The sequence below is a fragment of the Sphingomonas sp. FG14 genome, assembly GCF_057809675.1.
Map to the genome: position 1 here is coordinate 1,415,724 of NZ_JBMDKK010000001.1, position 18,063 is coordinate 1,433,786.

General features: G+C 67.0%; 16 protein-coding genes. 8 read left to right on the forward strand and 8 right to left on the reverse strand.

Annotation, left to right across the window (positions count from 1 at the left end; all coding sequences use genetic code 11):
- The first annotated feature begins 121 nt into the window (after positions 1-121).
- The 5 genes from ACODTA_RS06730 (at position 122) to ACODTA_RS06750 (ending at position 4,666) form a co-directional block, all read left to right on the forward strand.
- Positions 122-1,168 carry an aspartate-semialdehyde dehydrogenase gene (locus tag ACODTA_RS06730; RefSeq protein WP_489065041.1) on the forward strand — a complete coding sequence of 349 codons (1,047 nt, stop codon included), beginning with the start codon at positions 122-124 and terminating at the stop codon, positions 1,166-1,168.
- A gap of 109 nt (positions 1,169-1,277) precedes the next feature.
- Positions 1,278-1,907, forward strand: coding sequence for a glutathione S-transferase family protein (locus tag ACODTA_RS06735; protein ID WP_489065042.1), 630 nt, complete (start codon positions 1,278-1,280; stop codon positions 1,905-1,907).
- A gap of 43 nt (positions 1,908-1,950) precedes the next feature.
- Positions 1,951-3,102, forward strand: a complete 1,152-nt coding sequence (locus tag ACODTA_RS06740) for an AAA family ATPase (RefSeq protein ID WP_489065043.1) — start codon at positions 1,951-1,953, stop codon at positions 3,100-3,102.
- Between the two features lie 142 nt (positions 3,103-3,244).
- Positions 3,245-4,057 (forward strand): hypothetical protein, encoded by an 813-nt coding sequence (locus ACODTA_RS06745; RefSeq protein ID WP_489065044.1) that lies wholly within the window; start codon positions 3,245-3,247, stop codon positions 4,055-4,057.
- Between the two features lie 114 nt (positions 4,058-4,171).
- On the forward strand, positions 4,172-4,666 hold the full coding sequence (locus ACODTA_RS06750; protein WP_489065045.1) for a hypothetical protein: 495 nt from the start codon (positions 4,172-4,174) through the stop codon (positions 4,664-4,666).
- 457 nt (positions 4,667-5,123) lie between these two features.
- Here ACODTA_RS06750 and ACODTA_RS06755 read toward each other — a convergent pair whose 3' ends face one another.
- From ACODTA_RS06755 to ACODTA_RS06765, 3 genes are all read right to left on the reverse strand, one after another.
- Positions 5,124-5,801, reverse strand: a complete 678-nt coding sequence (locus ACODTA_RS06755) for an RES family NAD+ phosphorylase (protein ID WP_489065046.1) — start codon at positions 5,799-5,801, stop codon at positions 5,124-5,126.
- A 47-nt stretch (positions 5,802-5,848) separates the two neighbouring features.
- Positions 5,849-6,262: an MbcA/ParS/Xre antitoxin family protein gene (locus ACODTA_RS06760; RefSeq protein WP_489065047.1), complete on the reverse strand. Its 414-nt coding sequence runs from the start codon at positions 6,260-6,262 to the stop codon at positions 5,849-5,851.
- Positions 6,263-6,324: 62 nt separating this feature from the next.
- Entirely contained in the window at positions 6,325-6,486 is a 162-nt protein-coding gene (locus ACODTA_RS06765) for a hypothetical protein (RefSeq protein WP_489065048.1), read from the reverse strand.
- A gap of 247 nt (positions 6,487-6,733) precedes the next feature.
- Between ACODTA_RS06765 and ACODTA_RS06770 the strand changes: the two genes are divergently transcribed.
- Together ACODTA_RS06770 and ACODTA_RS06775 are read left to right on the forward strand one after the other, a co-directional pair.
- Positions 6,734-6,964 (forward strand): ribbon-helix-helix domain-containing protein, encoded by a 231-nt coding sequence (locus ACODTA_RS06770; RefSeq protein ID WP_489065049.1) that lies wholly within the window; start codon positions 6,734-6,736, stop codon positions 6,962-6,964.
- On the forward strand, positions 6,961-7,302 hold the full coding sequence (locus ACODTA_RS06775) for a type II toxin-antitoxin system RelE/ParE family toxin (RefSeq protein WP_489065050.1): 342 nt from the start codon (positions 6,961-6,963) through the stop codon (positions 7,300-7,302). The genes ACODTA_RS06770 and ACODTA_RS06775 overlap by 4 nt, the downstream gene beginning before the upstream one ends.
- Here the strand turns inward: ACODTA_RS06775 and ACODTA_RS06780 are convergent.
- The 5 genes from ACODTA_RS06780 to ACODTA_RS06800 form a co-directional block, all read right to left on the reverse strand.
- Complete coding sequence (locus ACODTA_RS06780; protein ID WP_489065051.1) at positions 7,299-8,159, reverse strand: dienelactone hydrolase family protein; 861 nt, start codon at positions 8,157-8,159, stop codon at positions 7,299-7,301. The genes ACODTA_RS06775 and ACODTA_RS06780 overlap by 4 nt on opposite strands.
- A 193-nt stretch (positions 8,160-8,352) precedes the next feature.
- Positions 8,353-10,155, reverse strand: coding sequence for a gamma-glutamyltransferase (locus ACODTA_RS06785; RefSeq protein ID WP_489065052.1), 1,803 nt, complete (start codon positions 10,153-10,155; stop codon positions 8,353-8,355).
- Between the two features lie 25 nt (positions 10,156-10,180).
- Complete coding sequence (locus ACODTA_RS06790; RefSeq protein ID WP_489065053.1) at positions 10,181-12,637, reverse strand: S9 family peptidase; 2,457 nt, start codon at positions 12,635-12,637, stop codon at positions 10,181-10,183.
- Positions 12,637-14,406 carry a gamma-glutamyltransferase family protein gene (locus tag ACODTA_RS06795; protein WP_489065054.1) on the reverse strand — a complete coding sequence of 590 codons (1,770 nt, stop codon included), beginning with the start codon at positions 14,404-14,406 and terminating at the stop codon, positions 12,637-12,639. Before ACODTA_RS06795 ends, ACODTA_RS06790 begins: the two co-directional genes overlap by 1 nt.
- Positions 14,407-14,553: 147 nt before the next feature.
- The gene (locus tag ACODTA_RS06800) at positions 14,554-16,806 is read right to left on the reverse strand and encodes a TonB-dependent receptor (RefSeq protein ID WP_489065055.1); all 2,253 of its coding nucleotides are present in this window, start codon (positions 16,804-16,806) and stop codon (positions 14,554-14,556) included.
- 368 nt (positions 16,807-17,174) lie between these two features.
- Between ACODTA_RS06800 and ACODTA_RS06805 the strand changes: the two genes are divergently transcribed.
- Positions 17,175-17,870: a TetR/AcrR family transcriptional regulator gene (locus ACODTA_RS06805; RefSeq protein WP_489065056.1), complete on the forward strand. Its 696-nt coding sequence runs from the start codon at positions 17,175-17,177 to the stop codon at positions 17,868-17,870.
- Positions 17,871-18,063 lie beyond the last annotated feature (193 nt).

Here is an 18,063-nt window from a genome sequence, read left to right on the forward strand (position 1 = left end):
TGGTGTGCTGACGGTTTGACGTAAGGCACAACAGGACAGAGCCCCGCGAAGCGCGGGGCGGTCTTGAAATCCACAAGCCAGCACGATCCCGCGCCTCCGCACCAACAGGAGACGTACGATCATGACTCAATCCCACGCACTGCCCGCCCGGCCCAATGTCGGTATCGTCGGCGCCACCGGCCTGGTCGGCGGCATGATGCTGAGCCTGCTGGCCGAGCGCGACTTTCCGCTCGCCTCGCTGCGGCTGTTCGCATCCGCGCGTTCGGCGGGCAACCGCGTGCCCTTCCGCGACGGCGAGGTTGTCGTCGAGGATGCCGCGACCGCCGATTATGCGGGGCTGGATATCGTCTTCTTCTCGGCGGGCGGATCGACCTCGCGCGCGTTGGCGCCCAAGGTCGCGGCGGCGGGCGCGATCGTGATCGACAACAGTTCCGCCTGGCGCGCCGATCCGGAGGTTCCGCTGGTGGTGGCGGAGGTCAATCCGGAGGCGCTGCGCACCATTCCCAAGGGCATCGTCGCCAATCCCAATTGCACGACGATGGCGGCGATGCCCGTGCTCAAGCCGCTCCACGCGGCGGCGGGGCTGAAGCGGCTGGTCGCCAGCACCTATCAGGCTGTGTCGGGCGGCGGCATGGAGGGCGTGGAGGTGCTGCGCAAGCAGATCGCCGTCGGCGCCGCCGATTGCGCCGCGCTCGCGATGAACGGCGATGCCGTCGATCTTGGCCAGCCCGAGAAGTGGGCGGTGCCGATCGGCTTCAACGTCGTGCCGCTCAATTATGTGCTGGAGGAAGACGGCTATACCGAGGAAGAGCTGAAGCTGCGCGACGAAAGCCGCAAGATCCTCGACCTGCCGGCGCTCACCGTCTCCGCCACCTGCGTGCGCGTGCCCGTCTTCACCGGCCATGCGCTGTCGATGAACGTCGAGTTCGATCGCGCCATCTCGGTCGAGGCCGCGCTCGCCCTGCTCGGCGTCGCCCCCGGCGTGGTGGTGACCGACGTGCCCAACCCGCTCGACGCGACCGGCAAGGATCCGGTGTTCGTCGGCCGCGTGCGTCGCGATCCCACCGTCGAGCACGGCCTGGTCCTGTTCGTGGCGGGCGACAATCTGCGCAAGGGCGCCGCGCTCAACGCGGTGCAGATCGCCGAAGTGCTGCTCGCGCAGAAGTGATGCCTCCCTCTCCTCCCCATCGCAGATGGGGAGGAGAGATTCCCCCCGCTCCCAGGTTGAACGCTCCCGCCGGCTGGGCCACAGAGTTCACCCCACCGGAGGCCCGCCGATGCAGCTTTACCATTGTCGCGATTCCCGTTCGCTCCGGCCGCTCTGGGCGCTCGAGGAAGCCGGGCTTTCCTATGAACTGGAAAAGATGCCCTTCCCGCCGCGCTATTGCGTGGAGGGCTATCTGGACATCAATCCGCTCGGCACCGTGCCCGCGCTGCGCGTCGGCGATGCGGTGATGACCGAATCCGCCGCGATGTGCCAGTTGATCGGCGAGATGGCGCAGGACGCGTCGCTGCGCCTCTCCCCCGCCGAGCCCGATTATCCGCTTTACCTCAACTGGCTGCACCGCAGCGACGCGACGCTCACCTTCCCGCTCACCCTGGTGCTGCGTTATTCGCGGCTGGAACCGGAGGAACGGCGCAGCGCGCAGGTGGCCGAGGATTACCGCCTCTGGTTCCTGAAGCGCGCGCAGAGCGTCGAACGCGCGCTGGAAAACGCCGGGCATCTGTGCGGCGGCCGCTTCACCATGGCCGATATCGCGGTGGGCTACGCCTTGTACCTAGCCGACCGGCTGGGCGTCTCCGCCGATTTCGAACCGCGCACGCGCGACTATCTGGCGCGCCTGACCGCGCGGCCGGCGTTCCTGCGCGCCGCCGAACTGCAAAGCGACATGGCGCTGGTGGTGTGAGAGTCCGTTTGGAAATGCGCCTACGGCGCATTGCCGCACCGGCGTGATCACGCGCCTGGCCGTCGCCGGCTATCGCTCGCTGCGCGATATCGTGCTGGAGATGGGGCAGTTGACGCTGATCACCGGCGCCAATGGCAGCGGCAAATCCAGCCTCTACCGCGCGCTGCGCCTGCTCGCCGAGACCGCGCAGGGCCGGCTGATCGCCACGCTCGCGGCCGAAGGCGGATTGTCCTCCACATTATGGGCGGGGCCGGAACGGTTCAGCCGCGAGATGCTGAGCGGCGAACGCCCCGTGCAGGGCACGGTGCGTTCGGCGCCGGTCGCGCTCAAGCTCGGTTTTTCGGGCGAGGATTTCGGCTATGCCATCGAACTGGGCCTGCCCGAGCCCATGTATCCCTTTCAGCGCGATCCGGAGATCAAGCTGGAATCGATGTGGACCGGCGAACTGCCCGGCCGGCTCAGCCTGTTCGCCGAACGGCGCGGGCCGGCGGTGAAGCTGCGCCGGGCCGACAGCGGCGAATGGCGCGATGCGCTGGGCAATCTGCTGCCCTTCGATTCGATGGTGACGCATTGCGCCGATCCGCAGGACGGGCTGGAATTGCTGTTGATGCGCGAGCGGATGCGCAACTGGCGCTTCTACGACAGCCTGCGCACCGATGCCGAAGCGCCGGCGCGCCGCCCGCAGGTGATGACCTATACGCCGGTGCTGGCGAGCGACGGCGCCGATCTGGCGGCCGCGATCGCGACGATCCTGGCGGTGGGCGATGCCGATGCCCTGCGCGACGCGGTGGAGGATGCCTTTCCCGGATCGCGCATCGCGGTGCAGGGCAGCGATTACGGCGTGGTCGAGATGCGCCAGCCCGGGCTGCTGAGGCCGCTCGACACCAAGGAATTGTCGGACGGGACGCTCCGCTATCTGCTGCTGGTGGCGGCGCTGCTCTCCCCCCGCCCGCCCGAGATCATGATCCTCAACGAGCCCGAGGCGAGCCTTCACCCCTCGCTGCTCGACGCGCTCGCCCGGCTGCTCGCCCATGCCTCGCGCCGCTGCCAGATCATCCTGGTGTCGCACAGCGAAAGGCTGATCCACGGCCTGCGCACCGAACATGCGATGTGCGAGATCGCACTCGCCAAGCGGCTCGGCGAAACGCATGCGGAGAGCCCGGAGGCCCCGCGCTGGATCTGGCCGACACGCTGAACGCGCGCCTGTGACCGACCGCACAGCGCCGGGCGCGGCCGGCGCGTAGACAAGCCGCATTGCCCCATGGCTCGACTGGCCTGGCTCCTGTACATTTATCGGGCCGCGTATCCCGGCAAGTCTCGAACAGGGAGGTGTTCCCGTGAGATTGTCCGCATTCGCGCTTCTGCTGCTGTCCGCCTTCACGCTGATCGCCCTGCCCGCGCCCGCCCTGGCGGATCGCACGCCCGTCGAAACCCATGCCGACCGCTGGCTCGACCAGCGCGACGGCGAGGAGACCTATTCCGAATGGGCGGCGCGCAACCTGACCCCCGATATCGTCGAGCGGCTGATCGGCCCGGCCGCGACGGGCACGAAGAAACAGATCGCCGATCGCGTCTCCGCCGGGGTCGCGCAGTTGCGCGGCCAGCGGATGAGCAAATGCGCCAGGGCCGCCGTCGATCTGGCGCATAGCCAGACTTTGGTGATGGACCGCCGCGATATCATGGTGGGTTCGGGCCAGATGCTGTGGGGCGCGCTTTCCGGCGCGGCCGGCGGCGCCGGCGCGGCCGAGACGCTGACCGGCTTTTTCGGGCGCGAACTGGCCGACAAGATCCTGGGATCGGTGAAGCAGAACGCGATGGACCGCGCCAGGGACGACATCCGCGATTTCTTCAAGCGCGACGGCGTCGAGACCGACCAGGCGAACGACGCGCGCGGCCCGTGCAAGACCTTCTACCGGATGGTGTGGGACAAGGGGCAGGAACGCTACGACTCCATCATCGTCGGCGATTGCGGCTGCGCACAGACGGCGGACGGCGTGCGGCTGGCGCGCTGGTCGGTCCAGGGATCGGGCAGCGTGATCCCCTCGCTCCACTACAGCGAGGCGCAGGGCATCTCGATCCGCTTCGATGTCGGCCCGGCGACACTTCGGGTAACGGCGGCCTGTTGCGATGCGCAAGGCGGGGAAACCTGACTGCGCTTTCCCGACACCGGCGAAAGCGGCGATGCCTGGGTGGGTGCCGAATGGCGCAACACGCCCGGCAGCGGGCGGACCGCGACGCCCGGCGGTGGTGGCGGCACCCCGCGCATGCGCCCGGTCGCCGAGCCCGAACCGCCGACCACCGCCACCGTCCCCCTGCCCCCGCGCGCCGATGGCGAGTTGATGACGATGCCGGAGGATCAGTTCAACACGCTGTTCGACAAGGTGCTGGAAGGCGTCGAATCCGCGCAGGCGGCATCCGAGGCGGCCGAACGCAAGCTCGACACGCTGCGCAACCGCCCCGGCGCGAGCAGCGATGATATCCGCAAGGCCGAAAGCGAGCGCGACGCCGCCGCCGAAGCGCGCAACGAGGCCACCCGCCGCCGCATCGAGATGATGGACACCCGCCGCGCCCGCAACCGCGCCGGCCAGCGCCCGCAACAACAGCAGCAACAACAGCAGCAACAACAGGAAGAAGAGCAGGAGGACCGCGACCAGCGCGAAGACCGCCGCGACCGCGACCTCCTGCGCGATCCGTTCCGCCGGCTCGACAATGAGGAACGGCGGCGACCGCGCGGCGGAGTCGCCGATCACGGATGCTGATCGGGAAAGAGGTCATCCCATATCGTTCGAATACGGTGTCCACGCGATGTCATTCCTGCTTTCGCGCACTGGTGTCCGGGATTTTGGAGCGGGAGTCTGTTGCGGAGCAGATATTCCGAGGGATAAGCCTGCAATCATGCTGTCGAGACATGATTTGGGGTTGGCTGCCGGTTTGTTCCTGAGGCCCCCACCGAGCCGCTCATCCTGAGGAGCCGTTGAGCGAAGTCGAAACGGCATCTCGAAGGACCTGACCGCATCCAGCGTCCTTCGAGACAAGCCTTCGATACGCTGCTGCGCAGCTACTCAGTCTTTCCTCAGGATGAGCGGTTCAGGAGAGCCCCAAAATGTGCTGGAACTGTGCACCTGCCACTCAATCTCTCCTTTTTTGAAATCCCGGTCACCAGTGCGCGTGCAGGGGAATGACAAGTTAGATTCTACCTGCAATTCAGTGAGCTACCTACCCCACCCCGCCCTCGACAACCCTGAACACCGTCCCGCTGCCCGCGTCGCGGACCAGATCCACCGTGGCGCCGTTCCAGTGATAATCCAGGTGCCGCCCCTGGCGCGGCGCCGATGCGCAATCGGGATGAAACAGCGCGACGCATTCGCCGCCCGGATGGCGGACGCTCGGATAGACGATGCCGTCCGCGCCCGCGCCGCGCAGCGCGGCGGCCAGTTTTTGCGCGGGGGCATAGTCGTCGGGGTCGAGGATCGGGTCGCTCGCCGGGTCCGCGCCGCGCAGGTCGTGCAGGTCGGCGGAAATATCGAGCACGATTTCGCGGAATTGCGAGGTCCAGCCCGGCGCCTCCGCCGTGCGCGCCATGAAGCGGCCATGGTGATGGATCGTCTCGAACAGCGCGGTCTCGTAGCTTTCGGCGACATAGAGCGCACCATGGCTGCCGTCGGAAAAGCGGCTCGGCCGATCGGGGCTGACATGGGTGAAGGGCGCCATCAGATAGGATGCGCCCGGCCCGCCCACGCGCCGCCCGGCGGGCACCAGATCGAGATTGCCGATCGTTTCCATGATGCGCGGATTGGTCTTCTGCTCGGCCGACAGCAGCAGCGGCCAGTCGGCCGGATCGGCGATATCCTCGAACAGGTCGATCGGCGGGAACAGGCTGCGGATGATCCGCACCGCCCCGTTCCATTCAACCCTCGCGACCGGACTCCCCTCCGCCGCCGTCACCACCCGCCGCGCTCGGCGTCGAGATAGCGCCGCACCCGCATGATATCAGTCAGCTCGCCGCCCAGCATCACGTCGAGCGCGCTGGCGCCGGCAAAGCCCTGGTTGGCCGCGCGCACCCAGGCATAGCCGCGCTGCGCTTCGTTGAAGATCATCCGCAGCGCCTTGTGGATGCCCATCAGGTTGGACAGCCGCGCCCGCCCGTCGCGCGAGAGCCGCCCCGGCCCCTCCGCCTTCCAGCGCCGATAGGTGCGCACCGGCATGTCGAGCAGCGCCGCCGCCTGATCGTCGGTCACGCTCCATTTGCCGAACAGGTTGAGCACGGCGCGAAACATCGCCTCCCCCTCCTTCTGCGTGATGGGGTCCGCGCGAAACGCCTGGGGCGTGGTATCAACGGGCTTCAATGCCAGCATGGCCAATCTCCATATGGCAGCATATAGGATAGATCATGCCATATGGCAATGCGGGTGCGATGCTATCCGCTGCTGTCCTGTTCGTCGATCGGCAACCGGATGATGCCCGCCTCGTGCTGCCGGCGCGCGGCGCGGCGCCGCATGCGCCGGATCCGGCGGGGGACGAGCAAGACGGCGGCGATCGCGATCGCCGCAAGGAGCATGAGAATGGCGGCCTTGATCATGAAAGCCTCCCGTGACGGGGCAAGCATATCATTCGCCAGGAACGCACACTAATTGAATTGCTGCGTTGCAGCAGGTACTTTTCGAAGATCGCGATCCAAAACAGGACGGTTCCCGGGAGAGAGCCGTTCAGCAGCAAGCACCGCGAATTGCGCTCAACAATTCTCATATCAATTTGTTTTCACTGACTTAAGATATGATTCCTTGCCAAATTTTGCCAAACGGCGCAGAAAAACCACCATGTCGACCATGAACATATCCCTGCCCGAATCCCTGAAGGATTTCGTCGATCGCCAGGTTGCCGACAGGGGTTTCGGCACCGGCAGCGAATATGTGCGCGAACTGATCCGCAAGGATCTGGATCGGCAGGCACTCCGAAAGCTTCTGCTGGATGGCGCGGAGACGGAGCCGACCGAACCACTGGATGACGCCTATTTCGACGGATTGCGAAAACGGGTGCGCGGACGCACCGCGACGTGAACAAGCGCCCGATCCGTCCCCGCGCACAGGCGATCAGGGACGCGGAAGAAGCGGTCGATCATTATATCGTCGATGCCGGGGCCGATGTAGCGCTACGCTTTGTCGACGCGCTCGAAGCGGCCTATCGCGCCATATCCGCGCGCCCGGCAACCGGCTCGCCGCGCTACGCCCATGAACTCGATCTGCCGGGCCTCAGAACCCGCAAGCTCGCGCGCTTCCCCTATCTCGTCTTCTATATGGACAGGGGCGACCATGTGGACGTGTGGCGTGTCCTGCATGCCCGGCGAAACATCCCGGCGTGGATGCGGGAAGACGCGGGCAGCGGGCGCGACCGCTAAACCAGGCTGGTCTTGTACATCTTGAGCAACGCGCTCCATGCCTTTTCGGCGGCCGCCTGATCATAGACCTGACTGCCGGGCACGCACCAGCCGTGATCGGCGGGATAGACCTCCACCGTGGCCGGGCGCTTCGCGGCGGCGAAGGCTTTTTTGAGCTCGTCCTTGGCGGCGGGCTGGCGCGCATCGTCGTTCTTCGCGACCGCGACCAGATAGGCGGCATGCGTCTTCGGGATCAGCAGATGCGGGCTGGCGGGCGTGTCGGTGACGAGGCCGCCGCCATGGAAGCTGCCGACCGCGCCGATCCGGCCCGATACCGCCGCCGCGGTGCGGAAGGAAAGCGGGCCGCCCATGCAATAGCCCTGCACGCCCGCGCGCTTGCGCTTCGCGGTCTGCGGCTGCGCGTCGAGAAAGGCGAGATAGGCGATGGCGTCGCGATCGACCGCATCGTCGGTCATCGCCTGACGATAGCCGATCAGGATCTTGCGCGTCTCGGGATCGTTGAAATCGATCGCCCCCGCCATCACCGGCGCGCGCTTGTTGCGATAGAAGGGATTGGGAACGAGCACGACATAGCCGTCGGACGCCAGCCGCCGGCCCATCTCGCGAAACACCGGGCGCAGGCCCATGATATCGGGCCACATCAGCACCGCCGGCCAGGGCCCCTTGCCCGCCGGATGGAACAGCACCGCATCGGCCTGTCCATCGGGCGTCGTTACCGTCACGTCCTTTTCGGTGACCTTGGCGGCGGCGGCATGGGCGGCGGTCGAAAGCCCGGCGATCAGCCCCGTCGCCACGAAGCCCCGGCGCGAAAGCGTCCAGTCCTCGACCAGCCCCGGATGGATATCATTGTCGCACATGCCGCCTCTCCGCGATGGGTGTCACGGGCGCGGATGCTCCGCCTGTGCGGGGCGTCTGTCAACTGGGCGCAGGAGCCTTCCACACGCCGTTTGGACTGAGCCTGTCGAAGTCCTTGTCCTTCTTCGACGCGGAGCTAAGGAAGAACAGGACTTCGACAGGCTCAGTCCAAACGGCGATGGTATCGAGCGGCCCTCAATACGCCACCGCCGCGCTGTTGTTGCGGTTGTGCGATGCGGCGTGGAGCGCACCGGTCCTGGGATCGCGGCTGATCGCCACCCATTTGCCCTCGCCGCCCAGCCGCGCTTCCTCCAGCGGGACGACGCGCCAGGCAAGGCCGGTTCCGGCCAGCACCTTCTCGTCGAACCTTCCCTCGGGCACGGTCAGCGTGGTGTCGCCCGTCGCAGGGTCGACCGCGGGCAGATAGAAATCGGCGGTGTTGATCGCCTCCTCAACATCCATGCCGAAACAGGTATAGTTGAGCAGCCCCTGGAACGTGCGCTGGTGCAGGCCCGCGCCCATCGATGCGAAGCCCAGCACGGGAACGCCGTCCTTGAACAGCACGCCCGTCTCGGTCGGCGCCGGCAGGCGCTCGCCCGGCGTGACGCGCGCGATCATCGCCTGCTGGAAGGATGCGGGATCGCCGATCGAGATGCCGTCGACGAAGATGCCGGTCTTGCCCCAGTTCACGCAATTGATCGAATGGGTGATCGCGGCGATATTGCCCTCGCTGTCGATCGCGACGATGTCGTCCGAGTGCATCGGGGAATTGCGCTTCCACTTGGTGAAGGTCTTGCCCCCCTCGATCTGCTTCCACAGCGCCGCCGCATGATCCTTGGTCACCCGCGCGGCGTCGCTGAAGTCGATGCCCGGATAGATCGCCTCCTGCGCCTGCTTCGGGAACATCGAGATGCCGAAAAGCTGCGTGATCTCCGCCGCCTTGCGCAGCGCGTCGGACGATTTCGTCCAATGCTCGCCGCCGCACAGCCCCGCCGCATCGGCCAGGTTCTGCGCCTCGATCAGCGATACGCCGCCGAAATTGGGCACGGGCGACGTGCGCACGCTGAACCCGTTGCGGAGCGGCGCCTCCAGCGGATCGGCCCAGATCACCCGATAGGCCTTCAGATCCTCCAGTGTCATCTTGCCGCCATCGGCCTGGATCGCCTTGATCAGCCGCTCGCCCCAGGGCCCGCCATACATGTAATCGGCGCCGTCGCGCGCCACCGCGCGCAGCGTCTTCGCGAGCGCGGGCTGGCGGAAGCTGTCGCCCAGCGCATAGGCGCTGCCGTCGGACTTCACCAGCGTCGCGCGGGTTTCGGGCAGGCGGCGGATATCCTTGTCGCGGAACTTGAAGACGCTGTCGAGCATCGGGGTCACCGGCATCCCCTGTTCGGCGATATGGATGGCGGGATCGAACAGGCTGGCGAAGGGCAGCTTGCCGAAGCGGCGATGCGCCGCCTCCACGCCCTTCATGAAGCCGCCGACCAGCGCGGTGCGGCCGCTCGGCGCGCCCTTGCCCTGCAGCGCCTCGGTGCTGGAGAAATCGATCTGGCCGGGGATGGACATCGGATCAGTCTCGCCGCGCACCGTGTTCCATTCGGCGTTCATCGTATAGGTCTTGCCGGTCTTCGCCTCGTGATAGACCAGGGACATGATGCCGAAATAGCTGATCGGCGCGCCCATGGTGAGCGCCACCTGCGCCAGCGCGCCCGTCATCACCGCATCGATGGCGTTGCCACCCTGTTTCAGCGCCTCCAGCCCCGCGCGCGCCGCCAGCCCGTTATAGGCGACGGTCACCGCGCCATGCGTGCCCCTGGCCGCGCCCGCGCGGGTGCGATCGACGCCCTGCGCGGCCATGAAGCGATCATATTCGCCCTTCGGCCAGCGCGCGGGCGAAAGATCGACCTTGCTCGCGGCGGCGGCGAGATGCGGGGCAAGGCCGGTCGCGGCTCCGGTCGCGATCAGGCCCTTCATTGCGGTGCGGCGCGTCACTTTCATCACATCCTCGTCTGGAAACAGGGGTTCAATAACCGGCAGCCGGCGCCGCCGCGTTGAATTGCAGGCGGAAATCGGCGGGCGGCGTGGCGCCGAGCAGATGCTTGACGAAATAATTCCACATGCGCTGGGTATAATAGGGGCTGGTGCGGAAGAATCCGTGCCCCTCGTTGGGCAGGTACATCAGGTCATAGGGCTTGTTCGCCTTGATCAGCGCGTCGACGAACTGCAACGTCACGCTGGGCAGCGCATTCTCGTCATGCTCGCCATAGACGAGCATCAGCTTGCCCTTCAGATTGCCGGCGAGCGGCATCAGGTCCAGCTTCGCGTAATTGGCGGGCACCGCGCCCGCATCGGGCCGCGCCGTCCGGCCATTGCCGTAATCGGGCAAGGGGAAGATGCCCTCCACCGGATAGAAGCCCTGGAAATTGAGCGGCCCCGCCGACGACACCGCGACCTTGTAGAAATCGGGATAGGTCAGGATGCCGGCGGCCGAGGTATAGCCGCCGAAGCTGTGGCCATAGATGCCGACGCGATCGAGGTCGAAGCTGCCGAAGCGTTCGGCGAGCTGGCGGATGCCGGCGACATGATCGGCCAGTTCGGGCGCCGCGAAATCCTCATAGCTCTCATTGTTGAACGCCTTGGACCGGCCGGGCGTGCCGCGCCCGTCGATGGTGACGACGATGAAGCCCAGCTCGGCCAGGCTGGCGCGCGAACGCGGGTTCATCGTCACCACCGCCTCGCGATAATCGGCGGGCGCGTTGGTCACCTGCGGGCCGCCATAGATCGCGTCGATCACCGGATATCTGCGCCCCGGCTGCATGTCCGGCGGGAACCACACCGTGCCCCAGATCGGCGTCCTGCCGTCGGCGGACAGCGTGCGCACGCGCGTCGGCGCGCGCCAGCCCGCCGCCGCGACCTGCGACACATCGGCGGTTTCGAGCGTGGCGATCACCCGCCCGTCGATCGCCGAGCGCAGCACGCTCACCGGCGGTCGATCGAGCGCGGAATGGCTTTCGACGATCGTCGCGCCGTCGGGGGAGAGCGCGCCAGTCGCCGCCGGTGCCTTCGCCGCCGATCCCGGCGCCGTCATCCCCGGAAAGACCCAGCCCGCCATCGCATTGCCGACCGGCGCGCGCGCCGCGACATGCACGGCGCTTTCGGGGGTCAGCAGCACGGCCCGCCCGCCATCCAGCCCCACGGCATGGATGCGGACGAGATAGGGATCCTCGCCGTCATCGGCGCCGCCGGCGGTGAAGATCACGCGCCGCCGCACCTCGTCCACGCCGACGATGTCGCGCACCGTGCGCTTGCCCATGGTCAGCTGCCGCTTCAGCCGGCCGCTCCTGAGATCGTAGAGATACAGCTGCCCCCAGCCATCACGCTCGGAGAACCAGATCGCCTCGCCCGTCTTCTCCAGGATCCGGACATTGGGGGCGCTGTAGATGAAGGCGTTGAACCGGCCCCAGACCGGCGTGTCCTCCCGGACCACCAGCCGCGCGGCCCCCGTCGCCAGCTCGATCTCGACCAGCCCGATCGCCTTTTGCGCGCGCGTCGACGCCAGGCCATAGGCGCGGCGCCCGTCGGCGGACCAGTGGAAGACGCTGGGCGATGTGCGCCAGCCCTCCGGCAATTGCACGCGCCGGTGCGTGCGCGCGGCGATGTCGAAGACGGTCAGGTCGCCCTTGATCGCCTCGCTCTCGCCCAGCAGCGCGATGCGCGGCTGCCACAGTTTCGGCCGCAGGCTGCCGTCGAGCGGCACCGCCTCGACAAAGGGCATCGGCGCCACGGCGCGCTGGTCGACGCGGTCGCTCAGCAGATAACGGCCATCGGGCGACCAGGCGAGCCCGACGGGCGGGCGCGGCGCGGTGGAGCGCATCGTCGGGATCGCGAACAGCGACATGTCCGATGGGGCGCCATAGGCATTGTCGGCGACGCCGTCGGTGGTGAGCGCCACCGGATCGGCCCCGCCCTCGCCGCGCAGCCACAGATTATGGTCGCGCGCGAACACGCTCTGCCTGCCGTCGGGCGACCAGATCGCGTCCGCCGCGCGGGCGGGCAGCGCGATGCGGCCGCACTCCAGTCGCGGCAAACGACATGTGACGATCCCGTCCGCAAGGCCGATCGTCACGCTCTCGCGATCGATCGCGCTCACCGGCAGCACCGCCGGCAGCTTCGCCGTCCCGATCGCCGCCTGCGCCGCCGCACGCAGCGCCGCCGCGTCGAACGGCTTCGTCCGCGCGCCCGTGCGGGCATCGACGACTAGCCATTCCTGCCCCTCGCCGTTCCCGCTTGCCGCATCCCGGCGATACCAGAAGCTCTTGCCGTCGGCCGACCAGTGCGGCGTCACCTCCGCATTGCGGATCGCACCCGTCAGATTGGCGTCGAGCACCCGGGCGGCGCGCTGATACGCCTCCGCCATCGGTGCTTCAGCCTGGGCCAGGCCCGGCAGCGCCAGCGCCAGCAGGAACGCGAGCGGCCGCATCAGCGCAGCCCGTCCGCCACGCCCATGCGCCGCGGATCGGCGGAGGCGCCGAGTGCGCCCCTGGCGTCGCGATAGGCCATCTGGAACGATCCCATATGATAGTCATAGGCGGCGACCGCGCGCACCTTCACCCCCATCGCCGCCAGCCCCTTCAGCGCTTCGGGCGACAGGCGATCCTCGATCACCATCTCGCTGCTGTCGGTCAGCGGCAGCATGCGCGGCGCATCGGACGCGTCATAGGGCGACATGTTGAAATCGAGCGCATAGGTCAGCACCTGCGGCACCGTGCAATGGACATTGCCCGGCGATCCCAGCGACAGCACCGGCTTGCCGCCCTTCAGCACGATGGTGTTGCCCATCACCGTGCGCATCCGCGCATTGGGCGCGAGCAATTGCATCATCGACGTGCCGGGCTGGTCGAAGGTGCAATGGCTGCCCACCATCGGCACGCCGCCGACGACCACGCCGGGAATGCCGCCGGATTGCAGCGTGTTCATCATCTGCACCCAATTGCCCTGGGCATCGACGACGGCGAGCTCGCAGCTGCCGCTCGGCTGCTTCTCCAGCCGGTTGCCCGCCCCCGTCGCCTCGCCGCCCAGCGGGCTCGCGCCCCCCGTCATGCGCACATGGGCGGACAGGTCCACCTTCGGCATGATGCCGCGGATCAGCCGCGCCGAATGCGCGAAGAAATCCTCGTCGAGCAGGGCGGCGGTGTCGTAATCGGCCACCGCCACCGGATCGCCGCTGAAGCCGGCATGATAGATGGCGTGGCGCAGCGCATGCGCCATGTAGAACAGATGCTCGGCGGAGCCCGGCCGCACCTTGCGGATGCCCAGATGGCGCAGGATGCCCAGCGTGATCGCGATGCGCAGCCCCTGGTTCTGCGGCGGGGCGAGGCTGGCGATCTCATATTCATTGTGCGCGAAGCGCAGCGGATCGATCCAGCGCGGCGGCGTCGCCGTCATGTGGCGCTTCTCGATCTTCCAGCCCATCGCATTGCCGCGCGCGATGAAGGCATCGGCCCATTCGCCCGTGATCATGTGATCGGGCCCTTCCTGCGCCACCTTGCGCAAGGTCTGGGCGAGCGGCTTGTTCACGAACAGGTCGCCCACCTTCACCAGGAAGCCGCCGGGGGCGAAGAAGCGCCGGCCATCGGCGAAGTGATTGTAGAAATTGGCGCCGAATTCGTTGACCTGCACTTCGAAGGTGGAAACGGGGTGCCCCTCCTCCGCCCAGCGGATCGCATCCTCGCACAGCGACGCCCAGGGCCTGCTGGCGAAGCGCGCATGCATTTCCTTCAGCCCCGGCATGAAGCCCGGGATCACCGCGGACGGCGGATAGGCGGCATAGCCCGATCCGGGCATCGGCGGCACCGGGCGGAAGGGCGGCAGATCCGCCGGGAAGGTGCCGGTGCTGTCGAGCTGGTAGAGCTTGCCGCTCTTCGCCTCGTAATAGAGGAAGGTGACGGTGCCGGTATGATTGGTCATGAACGGCTCGACCGTCGCCTGCACCATGCAGCCCGCGATCGCGGCGTCGACGGCGTTGCCGCCTTCGCGCATCACCTTCAGGATCGTTTCGGTGACGATCGCATTGTCGGTGCTGCACGCGGCCTTCACTTTGGAAACCGGCATCTTCGGCCCCGGATCGCGCACATATTTGCGCATCTGGTCGGGCGTCGCGCGCGGCAGGTTCTCGGCGGCGGCGCGCGACGCCGCCAGCAGCGCCCCCGCGCCGACGGCGGAGCCTGCGATGAATTGGCGTCGGTCCATTCTACTCTCCTGAAGCTCCGGGACGCATATGTTCAGCATTTCCCACCCGTCACCCCAGCGAAAGCTGGGGTCCATGCGATCTCCGGTCACGCGCCGGCACCGCATAGATTCCAGCTTTCGCTGGAATGACGGCAGTTTAACGGCGGATCAGAACTTCACCCCCAGCCCCAGCGACACGGTGCGCGGGCGGATGACCACCGCGCCGCCGGCCGCGTCAATATTGGTGAAACCCAAAGTATCGAACGCGTTGTCGACGCGAAGCTGCGCGGTGTAGCGCTCGTCGAAGGTGACGCTGGCGCGCAGGTCGAGCGTGGTGATATCCGGCAGCTTCTGCGTGCGGCCGGGATCGAGCGCGGGATAGGTGGACGGCATGTCCGACTGGAAGCGCAGGGTGGCGCCAACATTGCCGATCGCGCTGTCGGAGAAGGGCAGGCTGTGATCGGCGATCAGCGCGACGGTGTAGCGCGGGGTCAGCGGCAGCCGGTCCCCCGCCCGCGCGCCCAGCACGGCGGCGGCGGTTGCGGTGATCGATTTCAGCTTGGCGTCGGTATAGCCCATATTGGCGCCGACGGTGAGCCGCGAATTGGGCCGCGCCTGCAACTGCATCTCCAGCCCGTCCACCGTGGCGCTCGCCGCATTGCCGCCCAGCACGAAGCCGTTGACCAGCGTGTTGAGCTGGATGTCGTCCCAGTCGATATGATAGGCGGCGACGTCGAAGCTGAAGGCGCCGTTGAGCGCCGATCCCTTCATGCCGACTTCGTAGTTCCACACGCCGTCGGGCCGGACCAGCGTCTGCGCGCCGGGCGGCGGCGCCGAATTGGTCTGCGGGCCGCCGGGGCGATAGCCGCTCGCCGCGCGCGCATAGAAGCTGAGGTTGCGCATCGGCCGCCAGCGCGCGGTCGCCAGCCAGGTCGTGGCATTGTCCTCGAACTTGAAGGTGGAGGCGGCGCGCGGCAGGAAGAAGCTGATCGCCCCCGGCCCGCCGGTGCCCGCCACCTGTTCGTTATGCGCGTAACGCACGCCGCCGGTGACGTCGAGCGTGTCGGTCAGGTAGAAGGTCAGGTTCCCGAAACCCGCGATTTCCTTGTACTTCGACGTGGTCGTCGCCAGGATCAGCGTCTGGAACGGCGCGGGCAGCGGCGCGCCCGCCGCGTTCAGCGCGGACACGCGCGTGATATAAATGCTGTCCTCATCGGTGTAGAACAGCCCGGCCAGGAACTCGATCGGCCCCAGCCGCTTCGATGCGAAGCGCAGTTCGGCCGAATATTTCTCCGCCGCCGGATTGATCAGCGCCAGCGCGCGCGATCTGGCGGGCAGGATCGTATCGATCGGCGCACCGAACACCAGGCTGGAGATCGGCCCCAGCGTGTTGCGCGCCAGCGGGATATAGGCGGCGGTGTAGTCCGCGCGCGTCGCGACATTGTATTTGGCGTAGCTGGCCGATGCGGTGATGTTGCCGATGCCCGTCGCATAATCGATCGATCCGTTGATCAGGCGATATTTCACCTTGCCGGGCAGATCGAAGAAGGGATCGTAGCTATAGCCGCCGAATTCGGGGGTGAAGCTGCCGGGGATGGTGCTGATCCCGCTCGATCCCACCAGGTCGATATCCTGCAACTGGGCGGCGAGGTTGATCTTGAGATCGGCCACCGGCTCGACGAACAGCGCCAGGCGGCCGCCCTTGATCGTCGACCGGTTGGCGTCGCGCTTGCCCGTCGCGACATTGTCGACGAAGCCCGGCAGGCGGCGATAATAGCCGGTGGCGGTGATCGCGGCGACATCCTTGATGATCGGGATATTGACGGTGCCGCGCGCCAGGAAGCCTTCCTCGCCATGCGACACATGGCTCACCTCGGCGCGCGCGCTCATCGAGAAGCGCGTGGGATCGGGCTTCTTGGTGACGACGCGGATCAGGCCGCCCAGGCTGCCGGCGCCGTACAATGTGCCCTGCGGCCCCTTCAGCACCTCGATCCGCTCGATCTCCGCCAGTTCGGGCTCGGGCGTCATCAGCGCGCTCACCGCCAGATAGCCGCTGGAGCTGAACGGCGCGTCGTCGATATAATAGCCGGCGGTGTTGGTCGTCTGCTGCGCGCCCGAATTCAGGCCGCGCATGATGATCGTGCCCACGCCGGGCTGGCCGCTGTCGCGCTGCGACAGGCCGGGCACCAGGCTGGCATAGTCGCGGAAGCTGGAGATGCCGAGCGTCTCGATCGTCTCCGCGCCCAGCGCGGTGACCGATGCGGGCACGTCCTGCAACCGCTCCTCGCGCTTGCTGGCGGTGACGACGATCTCGTTGGCGTCGAGCGCCTCCGCGCCCTGCCCGGCATCCTGCGCCAGCGCCGCCCCCTGCGCCCCCGCGATCGCCCCGATCGCGCACGCCACCAACAAAGTCCGCTTCATCTGCATGTTCCAATCCCCAGCCTGAACCCGCCGCGACGCCTGAACGGCCCGTCAGCGATCATCTTTTCCATGCACTACTGTCATATAAAATCGGCACTTTTGCAACGGGGTTTGTCATATACGGTTTCAGGCATATGACTCCCCAACCAAACTATTGAAAAACCGCATTTTATTATGATCTTCCATACAGAAGCCATAGGTTGAACACACAGAAAAAAATACAGAAGTGTTTGGACATGATCCACCAACAACAAACGTCACTGCATGGAAAATCGCAGGCGATCACGCGGCGATTCGGCGCATGGCGCGCGGCCGGCGCCACTGGATGCTGGACATTCGGGCACTTTGCGCGCAACGCTGCCGGCCTGATGACCGACGCCGCAAAAGCCGACAAAACGGCAAAGCCCGCCAAGCCCGCCCGCCGCCTGGGCCGAGAGGACTGGATCGCCGCCGCGCGCAAGATCCTGGTCGATCGCGGCATAGACGATGTGAAGGTGGATCGGCTCGCCCGCCAGATGCGCGTGACGCGCGGCAGCTTCTACTGGCATTTCCAGGACCGGCGCGAATTGCTGGATGCGCTGCTCACCGATTGGGAAGCACGCAATTATTTCGAGATCGCGCAGGTGCGCGCGCGTTCGGCGCGCGCGACCGACGGCATGGTGGAAGTGTTCGGCATCTGGCTGGGCGAGGATGCCAGCGTGCTGCTGTTCGATATCGCGGTGCGATCCTGGGCGCGGCGATCGGCCGAGGTCGCGGCATCGGTGGCGCGCGTCGACAAGGCGTGGATCGAACTGATCCAGGAATTCCTCGAGCGCGACGGCTATTCGGGCGACGAGGCGCTGGTGCGTGCGCGCGTCACCTATTTCCACCAGATCGGCTATTGGGCGCTCAATATCGACGACGAACCGCTGGAACGCCTCCGCCTCGTCCCCGTCTATTACCAGGTGCTCACCGGCCGCGAGCCCAGCGCCGAACTGATGCGCGTGCTGAAACAACAGGCCACGCGCATGAAAGCGCCCAAGACGCCGAAGCCCCGCGCGAAACGGGCAAAGGCCACGGCGTGACCAGTTCCCGTTCGGGCTGAGCCTGTCGGGACAAAGTCGGCCGCAGGCCAACCCCTTGTTCTTGTTCTTCCGCATCGAGGCTCAAGAAGGACCGGGGTCTCCCGAACAGATTGCGCCTTGTCCATCGGGAGAGGCCGGCCTCCGCCGGCATGACGGACCGGATGGGGATGATCGTTCGCGCGGGCACCGCGCG

What these genes read in the sequence shown, in the direction of transcription:
- ACODTA_RS06730 (WP_489065041.1), top strand. Translation starts at nt 122, where the DNA reads ATGACTCAATCCCACGCACTGCCCGCCCGGCCCAATGTCGGTATCGTC.
- ACODTA_RS06735 (WP_489065042.1), top strand. Translation starts at nt 1,278, where the DNA reads ATGCAGCTTTACCATTGTCGCGATTCCCGTTCGCTCCGGCCGCTCTGG.
- ACODTA_RS06750 (WP_489065045.1), top strand. Translation starts at nt 4,172, where the DNA reads ATGCGCCCGGTCGCCGAGCCCGAACCGCCGACCACCGCCACCGTCCCC.
- ACODTA_RS06760 (WP_489065047.1), bottom strand. Translation starts at nt 6,262, where the DNA reads ATGCTGGCATTGAAGCCCGTTGATACCACGCCCCAGGCGTTTCGCGCG.
- ACODTA_RS06765 (WP_489065048.1), bottom strand. Translation starts at nt 6,486, where the DNA reads ATGATCAAGGCCGCCATTCTCATGCTCCTTGCGGCGATCGCGATCGCC.
- ACODTA_RS06770 (WP_489065049.1), top strand. Translation starts at nt 6,734, where the DNA reads ATGAACATATCCCTGCCCGAATCCCTGAAGGATTTCGTCGATCGCCAG.
- ACODTA_RS06780 (WP_489065051.1), bottom strand. Translation starts at nt 8,159, where the DNA reads ATGTGCGACAATGATATCCATCCGGGGCTGGTCGAGGACTGGACGCTT.
- ACODTA_RS06785 (WP_489065052.1), bottom strand. Translation starts at nt 10,155, where the DNA reads ATGAAAGTGACGCGCCGCACCGCAATGAAGGGCCTGATCGCGACCGGA.
- ACODTA_RS06790 (WP_489065053.1), bottom strand. Translation starts at nt 12,637, where the DNA reads ATGCGGCCGCTCGCGTTCCTGCTGGCGCTGGCGCTGCCGGGCCTGGCC.
- ACODTA_RS06795 (WP_489065054.1), bottom strand. Translation starts at nt 14,406, where the DNA reads ATGGACCGACGCCAATTCATCGCAGGCTCCGCCGTCGGCGCGGGGGCG.
- ACODTA_RS06800 (WP_489065055.1), bottom strand. Translation starts at nt 16,806, where the DNA reads ATGAAGCGGACTTTGTTGGTGGCGTGCGCGATCGGGGCGATCGCGGGG.
- ACODTA_RS06805 (WP_489065056.1), top strand. Translation starts at nt 17,175, where the DNA reads ATGACCGACGCCGCAAAAGCCGACAAAACGGCAAAGCCCGCCAAGCCC.